This is a genomic window from Streptomyces sp., assembly GCF_035563135.1.
Taxonomy (GTDB): Bacteria; Actinomycetota; Actinomycetes; order Streptomycetales; family Streptomycetaceae; genus Streptomyces.
Genome location: NZ_DATMVN010000730.1, coordinates 1 through 7913, shown reverse-complemented (window position 1 = coordinate 7913; position 7913 = coordinate 1). Strand labels below are relative to the sequence as shown.

The 7913-nt window shown below is 69.5% G+C and carries 9 protein-coding genes; 3 read left to right on the top strand and 6 right to left on the bottom strand.

The genetic code is table 11. The features are described 5' to 3' along the window. The 3 genes from VN520_RS32290 to VN520_RS32280 form a co-directional block, all read right to left on the bottom strand. Positions 1–1126: hypothetical protein (locus VN520_RS32290; protein ID WP_325750483.1), on the bottom strand; the 1126-nt coding region annotated here is incomplete at its 3' end. A gap of 200 nt (positions 1127–1326) precedes the next feature. Further along, positions 1327–2058, bottom strand: coding sequence for an XF1762 family protein (locus VN520_RS32285; protein WP_325750482.1), 732 nt, complete (start codon positions 2056–2058; stop codon positions 1327–1329). Between the two features lie 151 nt (positions 2059–2209). Beyond that, positions 2210–3253, bottom strand: a complete 1044-nt coding sequence (locus tag VN520_RS32280; protein WP_325750481.1) for a phosphotransferase enzyme family protein — start codon at positions 3251–3253, stop codon at positions 2210–2212. A gap of 631 nt (positions 3254–3884) precedes the next feature. On the opposite strand from VN520_RS32280, the gene VN520_RS32275 reads away from it, so the two are divergent. Continuing rightward, on the top strand, positions 3885–4172 hold the full coding sequence (locus VN520_RS32275) for a hypothetical protein (RefSeq protein ID WP_325750480.1): 288 nt from the start codon (positions 3885–3887) through the stop codon (positions 4170–4172). Positions 4173–4430: 258 nt separating this feature from the next. Here the strand turns inward: VN520_RS32275 and VN520_RS32270 are convergent, their stop codons facing one another. The 3 genes from VN520_RS32270 to VN520_RS32260 are packed head-to-tail and all read right to left on the bottom strand — an operon-like array spanning position 4431 to position 6950. Beyond that, entirely contained in the window at positions 4431–5144 is a 714-nt protein-coding gene (locus VN520_RS32270; RefSeq protein ID WP_325750479.1) for a WbqC family protein, read from the bottom strand. 19 nt (positions 5145–5163) lie between these two features. Beyond that, a complete protein-coding gene (locus VN520_RS32265) occupies positions 5164–5829 on the bottom strand; it encodes a YdcF family protein (protein WP_325750478.1) in 666 nt (221 codons plus the stop codon). Positions 5830–5846: 17 nt separating this feature from the next. Continuing rightward, entirely contained in the window at positions 5847–6950 is a 1104-nt protein-coding gene (locus VN520_RS32260) for a hypothetical protein (RefSeq protein WP_325750477.1), read from the bottom strand. Between the two features lie 159 nt (positions 6951–7109). On the opposite strand from VN520_RS32260, the gene VN520_RS32255 reads away from it, so the two are divergent. Next, entirely contained in the window at positions 7110–7538 is a 429-nt protein-coding gene (locus tag VN520_RS32255) for a hypothetical protein (RefSeq protein WP_325750476.1), read from the top strand. Between the two features lie 8 nt (positions 7539–7546). Then, positions 7547–7913, top strand: a 367-nt coding sequence (locus tag VN520_RS32250; RefSeq protein WP_325750484.1) for an ATP-binding protein, incomplete at its 3' end; no start/stop codon positions are given.

Here is a 7913-nt window from a genome sequence, read left to right as displayed (position 1 = left end):
TGTCGTGGTGCAGACGCGGATTCATGCACGTCATGCGCCGGTGCGGCGGCACCTTCCAGCGGAACTTCCACTCCACCTTCCGTCGACCGTCGGAGGCCGCTGCGTCCCGGTCAGCTTCGGCCTGCGCCGGTCGATGGGCGCGGGTGAGGTCGACGACATGGACGATGCCGTCGCCGACGGCCGGTCCAAGCCCTGACTGCCGCGCCTTTGCCTTCGCCTTCTGCCGCGCTGCGGGCGGAAGCACGTTGTGACGCTTGATGTCGACGAGCTGGGTCACCCCTGTGCGCTGCTGCATCATCTGCCATGCGGTGTAGAGCACACTGGCCCAGTCGTGAGCGCCTGGCTGCGGCTGCTCCTCGAAGCGCTCCCCGATCGGCAACAGTGCCTCGTCATGCCATCGCAGGGGCCCCCACAGGTCGGTGTACTTGCGGGAGAACACTGCGTCGCGGGCACGGGCCATCGCGGCCGTCACCGGCACCCCGTCCAGCATGGCGACCGGAGCCTCGTCGGGCAGGTCCGGGATGTCGCCCGGCCGCGCGGAGTAGAACGTGACCCATATCGCCTGCATCGTCTGAGGAAGGCGGGCGGGTTCCCCGGTGTCCTCTCGGGCAAGCCACGCGATGGGATGCTCGGGACCGAGGTGTTCCATCTGCTCGCGACCCCACAGAGACCAGGAAGCCGCGACGATCGGGGTGTGCAGCTCCACAACACGGCCGTCAGCCGCCATCACGGGCTCGGAGTGGTGGCCGATCGGATCAGCGAACACGATCAAGCCTGAAGGGCTAGGGAGCCGAGAGGCGGTGATCTTCTCCTTCGGAGGCGATCCTGCCGCCGCTGCTACGGCCATGCCGGTGGCGTTCGACCCGAAGGAGTAGGTGCGAGCCTGCTCCAGCCGCAGGGACTCCTGGCTGGCCAGCACCTTCGCTGCCCAATCGGCGGTATCGCATGCGCCCAGGTTCGGCACATCCGGGACGGGAAGGACGGACCAGCCACCCTGACGAATGGCCATGGCCAGTTCCTCCAGGCAGATGTTCGAGCGGGTGAAGCGTTCCTGGCGCTGCAGCCACGTGGGAAGCAGGGCAGGCTGAGGCGGCGTCCACCGTGTTCCGTAAGCCTGCCTGACCATGACCGTGCTCATGTCGCTCCCAGTGATCCCCGGCCGCGCTCCCTATCGGCGCGGTCTCGTTTGAGCGCACTGAACAGGGGAGATGCGGATCGGGGCATACTTCGGCGAATCGGCGGCGCGGGCGGGGGATGGCTGTCCCCTGTGGCGCTGCGACGGGACTGGACAGCGGCCCGAGCCTGTACGAGTGGCGAGCCGACCGGTCAGGCCGCAGCCTTGGCGGCGCGGTGCGCACGGACCCGACACGTCGTCGAGCAGAAGCGGGCAGGGCGCCCAGGACCCGGGCGCAGCGGAAACGGCCGCCCACAGCCAGGGCCCTCACAGAGAATTTCGTTCCGGATTTCGTTACGCAGCTCTGCCAGCGCTGGCAGAGCCGCGGCCCCTGATCGCGACTGCTCCCACAAGACCCGTGCGACGTTATCCGTGCCGCGATCTCTGCGTGGCCGTGAGGGAGTGTCCCAGCCTGCACGGGGCCGAAGCACCGCAACCTGCTTCCAGCCGACGGCACGCAGGCTGGCGCCCGATTCGCTGCCCTGGGTGTAGGTGATGAGTCGTAGGTAGCCGGCAGCCGATGCGGTACGCCACGCGGCTCCGTACAGGGTGCTGCAGGCGTTCGGAGTGCCGTCGGTAGCCACTCGGGTCACCTCAAGCTGCCACCCGTCATCGAAACAACGGGCCACCGGGCGGCCCACGATCGCCGCGCCACAAAGCGTTCCAGCGTCGTCGAGTACACCGAGACTGAACTTGTGGCCGGTCGGCCGTTTGTGATGCCGGTGAAGCCTGTCAACGGCGTCGGCTGCGTCACGGAAGGCGAGAGGGATGATCGTGAGCTTCGACTGACGGCCGGATATCGGCGGCTCCGCGCGGCCCGGACTGAGCGTGCGTGACACGCCCTGGAGCGCTTGCAGGGGACTCTTGAGTTCGACCAATGACATGGCCTGCACGGAACAACGACAAGGTCGTTAGGGCCCCACCGCGGCGAATCTCGTGTGGATCGGTCCGCGCATGACCACCCACTGGTCGGCGGCTATGGCCGTCGTGGACATCGGTTACTCCTTCATTCGTGGACCGCCCGGTGGCGGCCCGTCAGCGGTGATGCGCTGCCCGTGCAAGGGCGCTCTCGACCTCGCCGAGGCCCGCCAGCAGTCGCTGAGCCGCAGCGTGCCGCAGGAGCCAGAACTGGTCCAGGTCCTCCTGGAGGAGGCCGGGCTTGAGGTAGTGCTGCTTGACCCCGTACAAGCTGGTCATCAGCTGCAGCAGCGCCACCCGGGCGCAGGCGGTGACGTCGGCGGCTGGCACGAGCGGGTTGGTCTCCAGGTAGGCACCGACCAGGTTCACGCCCGCCGCGATCCAGTCCTCGTCGAGCACGACCGTGCGCGGGTCGAACGCGATCCGGCCCAGCTCGTAGGCGACCAGGAACGGGTCAGGGGGCAGGAAGTCCAGCACGGCGGTCAGCTCGTCGCCCTGGAATAGCAGGTTGACCGCCGAGTAGTCGCCGTGCAGAACCTGCGTCGTCAGCGGCGGAAGACCGTCCAAGAGCTCGGGGATACGGTGCAGCACCGCGCGCCGCTCGGCCAAGGTCCGCAGCGCCTGCTCGTCGAACGCGTCATGCTGGGCTCGCTCCCCGGCGATGCCCAGCAGCTTGACCGCGGTGGCCTCCAGCTTGTCGATGTCCGGGCGCAGCCACTTCTCCAGCTTCGCCGACGGGCCGGACCCGGCCGGGTGGTCGGCGAACGCGGTGTGGATACGGCCCAGCGTGGCTCCGGCGGCCCGCTGCTGGGCGGGGTTGAGACCGTCTTCGACCACCGTTCCGGGCACCCATTCCCACACCGAGGCGGCGATGCCGTCCTGCCGCACGACGGTGTCGCCGTTGACCGAACGGCGCACTGAGGCGACCGGAACCTGGTGAATGCCGGCCAGCTGCGTCTGATCGACCGCGGCCTGTTCGTCGCCCAGGTCCGATTCGCTGCCCTGGTAGTGCTTCACGAACCGCACCTGGTCACCGTTACCCACGTGGGCGCGGTAGTTGACGGTCACCTGACCGACCGGTAGCCGCTCCAGCACGGCGCCGTGCAGGCCGTAGGCGCTGGCGAGCACTGCGGTGAGATCAAGCTGCGCTTCCGGGTCCACGACAACCTTTCCTTGTGACGTGTAGTGATCGAATGGACACCCTATGGTCTTCGCGGGGGAGCCCCGGAACGCTGCGCCCACCACCGGCAGGCCTCCCGGTGTCGGTCCAAGCACGCTGAGCGGTGCGGGGTTGACCGGTCCACTCGACGGCGACCTCGATGCCCTGACCGCTACCGGCCCGGTCCCGGGCCCGTCTCGCCACCAGTGCGCGGGCCGCCGCGTCCAGGGGCGTCCTGCGTAGAAGTGGGCATCGAGCGGCGCCTGATCGAGCGCGGTGAACGCCCGGATTAGGCGTGCTGCCGGTTAGCCCAGCGGCCGCGGGAAGTCTGGGGCACGGGACGATCCGCACGCCGCCGCAACGCCTCCCGATCCAGCCGGGCCGTCTCCTGGTCGACAAGCACCCGCCCCATCCCCGACCAGCCCCGGCCTGTGCAGCGCATCCACCCGGGTCTCCAACTCCCGCTCGAGATCGCCGTGGGCCCGCACGGGCGATCTGTCAGGAGCGCCACCTGGCGGCTGAGCGCACGGAATCCTCCTTCACCCCACACCACATGCACGCTCGCACAGTAGAGACCAGGATCGTCTTATGCGATGGACGAGGCCTCCTTTTGGCACCGGCAGGGTGTACGCGTTGGTGGACCCGAGGACCGATGAGACGCGGTACATCGGACAGAGCGTCCAGCCCCTGGGAGTACGCCTTTGCGGCCATCGCAAGCACCCCTCCCCGCGGATGCGGGAGTGGCTGGACGAACTCCGCCTTGAAGGGCTGGCCCCTCAGATCATGGTCGTCCGTGAGCACGTTCCGTATGCCGATCTGGACCATGCAGAACAAGAGGCGATCTCGGCTGCTGGACTTGAGGGCAAACGGCTGCTCAACGTCGTGTTTGCGGGCAACAGACTCCTCCCCGAGACGGAGTGAGGGACAGCTCCGAGCTGAAGGAGTCCAGCCGCCCAAGGGCTGCGCCCCGCGGACCTTGCTGCGTGAATGCCCTCGGCGACGACGTCGACAAGGCTGCGATCCTCTGCGCGCTCGGCCGCATCCCGGCATCCGGCGGACGGCTGGTGATGACCGCCGCTGCGGCCCGGCACCACGCCGTCCCGGTAGGACAAGGCGAAAGACGGGGCCGGTGACGCTTCGGCACCTTGATCCGTGCCTTGGTTCAGGGGAGCGGTCGGGTCAGGCCGCCGGCATGGCCTCGGGCGCTGCGGCGAGTGCGCGGCAGCGGGCGGCCACGGCCTGCGGGCCGAGCGCCGTCAGCGCCCACAGGGCGCTGACCCGTCGGCCGGTGGACCAGATCCCGGTCGCCGGCGGCCGGAACGGGAGGACGGCGACGTCCTGTGCCTCGAACGGAGCGGGGTCGAGGTAGGTCATGCCGCCCGTCCCGCACAGGTATGTGCGGGCACCGGTCGCGGCGGCTAGGTCGGCGAGCCGCTGGGAGCGGCCCGGCCGGGCGGGCAGATCGCTGCTGGTCAGGATCTTCCCTGGCCAGCCGAGCAGATCCAGCAGGAGACGGGTGGACGTCTCGGCGACGGCCGCGGTCCGTTCGGTGGCGAAGGCGTCCAGCACCGGAGCCAGGGCCTGGGCGAGGGCCGGCCAGTGAGGGCTGATCCCGTAGTGCTGGCGCAGCATGCCTTCGGCCCTGCGGCGCGCGAGAACCGGATCGTCGATCAGCGCGTCCCGGATGAGGGTGGAGCGCCCGCTGGGCAGGCGGGTGGGGATGGTCAGCCACCGCTGGCGGGCCGGGTCGTCGAGGTCGGCGAGACGGGCCCGGTGCTGGTAGTCGCGGCGGGTGAACTGGACGTCGTCGAGGACGATCCAGGTATCCGCCGCGAACAGCTTGGCCAGCGTGCTCAGCCGGGGAAAGATGTTCGGCTGATGGATCGCGCACACCCCGCCCAGCGTGGACAGCTCACGAGATGAGGCGGCTGGTGAAACCGTCGCGGATGAGGGACTCGTACGCGGCATGCACGTCCTCCGGGACCTCCTGGGCGATGGCGAAACCGAGCTTCGGATACTCGATGACCCGCTGGAGGTCGCCGACGAGCATGTCCAGCACGAGCTTCTCGTCGCCGATGGACTTCAGGTAGTCGTCGAACTCCAGCGGCTCCGACGCGCACCGGATGTCGACGTCGGGCCACAGCTTGCGGGCGGTCGCGAACGACCGCCGTTCCATGTAGGGCTTGGAGACCAGCAGCACCGTCGCGGGGCGGATGCCGGCGGCGGCGAGGACCTCGCGGGAGAGGGTGATGTTCTGCCCGGTGTTCGCCGCGTTCGGCTCGAGCAGGATCGCCTCGGCGGGGACGCCGAGCACGATGGCGTGCTCGCGGAAGTGGACGGCCTCACCCCGGGGGAACACCTTGGCGGTGGTGGGGCTGTTGCCGCCGGTGAACACCAGGGTGGGGAAGAGACCGGCGCGGTACAGCTCGGCGGAGTGCGTGGCGACGCCGAGGTCGTGGCTGCCCAGTCCGATCGCCGCGTCGGCGGGCCGCAGCTCGTGCTGCATCTGGTGGTAGTCCCAGATCAGCTTGGCCCAGCGCCACTGGTCCTCGGTGATGGCCTGCTGGTCGTTGCTCACGCGTGTGTTCTCCCTGGTCACCGTTGCCGGGGGCCGGTCGGCCCCTCGCTCATGGCCCTGATGCCCTCGATGCTGCGCAGCTGGTGCACGAGTCCGTACTGCGCGGCCTGCCTGGCGGCCTGGTCGAGGACGAGGTGTCCATCATCCCGGGTCGCCGGATCGGAGAGCAGAATGTGGCCATGGGCGGTGTCCAGTCGCACGCGTTGCATCGGTGACTCGGTGGTGCCGCTGCTGCGGGCGATTTCGATGAAGTGCAGGGCCTCGGTGAGGTCGCCGGCGCCGCGGCGGGCCAGGGCGAGTTTCTGGTGGGCCACCGACCAGTCGTCCGGCTCGGTCAGGTCTTCGAAGTCGCGTGTGGCGGCCTGCATGACGCGGGTCGCGTAGTCGTGCTGGCCGTCCTTGCTCAGTGAGGTGCCCACCCACAGCCTCGCGCGGGCGCGGTCGCGGCGGGAGAGCCGGTCGTCGACGGCGAGGGTTTCGTAGTGGCGGGCGGCGAGCTCCAGCTTGCCGGACATCTCGGTGACGACCGCGAGGGAGAGGTCGAGCTGGGCGACGCGTCGGGGGATGCCGAGCTGGGTGAAGATGGCGCGGGCGTCGGCGTAGGAGCGGCGGGCGGAGAGCGGGCCGAGGACGGTGCCCTGGTCGCGTTTGAGGTCGCCGAGCAGAGCGGTGGACCGGGCGAAGAGATACAGGCCCTTCTCGTCCAGCTCGGACGCCTGGAACCGGGTCAGCCATCGGTTCAGGAGGCTGTCGGCGAAGGTGAAGTTCTGCCGGGACAGGGCGACCACGACACGGTCGAGGTCGTCGGCCCAGCTCTCGTACTCCCAGGCTCTGGGACCAGAAGCGGTGACGCGAGGCTGGCCCGCGCTCGGCCCGGTGCTGGTCATCTCGGACAGGATCGTCTCGAAGCGCAGGTGGACGGCGGCGTCCGCGCGACTGAGGGCGGTGTCCAAGATGGCCTGGGTGTCAGGACGGGGCGCGGTGTCGGCGAGCTTGCTCTCCCACTTGGACACGGTCGCGACGGCCAGGCCGAGCTGCTGGGCGAAGGCCCGCACGCTCAGGCGCAGAGCGCCCCGCAGAGCCTTGGCCTCCAGGCCGGTCCAGTGGTGCACCGTCGCCACGCGTCGTCACTCCCTTCCACCCGTCATCGAAGCACGGTCCGTGCAGTCGGCGGGACGGAAGTGGAACGGAAGTAGAACGACGGGTGGTTGGCGACAAGTTGGGCAGCGGCCACGCTCGGAGCGTCACTTCTCTGTCGAGCCTTCTGGATGGTCCCCAGCATGGAACCCCTCACCGAGCAGCGCCAGGTCAACGGCCCGGTCGTGTACGGCCTTCTGCGGCTGGTGCGGGTCTCCCCGGCACGGCAGGAGGCACTGGTCGGCTCGCTCGCCGAGTACTGCCGCAGTCACGAACTGCAGTTGTCGGGCGTCTTCACCGACCGGGAGACGGCGGCGGGCGTCGCGTCGGCGGCGTTCACCGGGCTGCTGGACGTGCTCGCGCTGCCGGACGTCTACGGCGTGATCGCCCCGGCCATGTCGCACGTGGGACCGAAGGGCATAGCCGCCGAACGCAGGCGGCGGATCGAGGCGGCCGGCTCACGGCTGCTGCTGGTCCGCAAGCCCCGGAGCACCCACCACGCCGCCGCCCGCACCGGTCCCGTCCGCCACCGCCACCCCGGCACCACCCGCGTCCTGGACGCCGAGTCATGAGGACCACGATGGCCCTGACGACCCAACAATTTTTCGAGGCCTGCCCCGAGTCGATCAGCCAGGCAAGATCCTTCACCTCCGAGGCCCTGACTGACTGGGGCCTGCCGGACCGTGTCGAAGACATCCGGCTCTGCGTCTCCGAACTCGCCACCAACGCCTTGGTCCACGGCACCGTTCCCGGACACGGCTTCCTGGTCAAGCTCGACGCCCAGGAGGAAACCGTGCGCATGGAAGTGCACGACAGCCGCCGCCGGCACCCCAAGACCCGGCAGGCCGCCGACACCGACACCTCCGGACGCGGCCTGATCCTGGTGGCCGCGCTCGCCGACGGCTGGGGAGTTCAGGACCGCACTCCGTCCGGAAAGATCGTCTGGT

Coding starts and splice junctions, on each gene's coding strand:
- VN520_RS32255 (WP_325750476.1), top strand. CDS start 7,110: ATGGAACCCCTCACCGAGCAGCGCCAGGTCAACGGCCCGGTCGTGTAC.
- VN520_RS32285 (WP_325750482.1), bottom strand. CDS start 2,058: ATGTCATTGGTCGAACTCAAGAGTCCCCTGCAAGCGCTCCAGGGCGTG.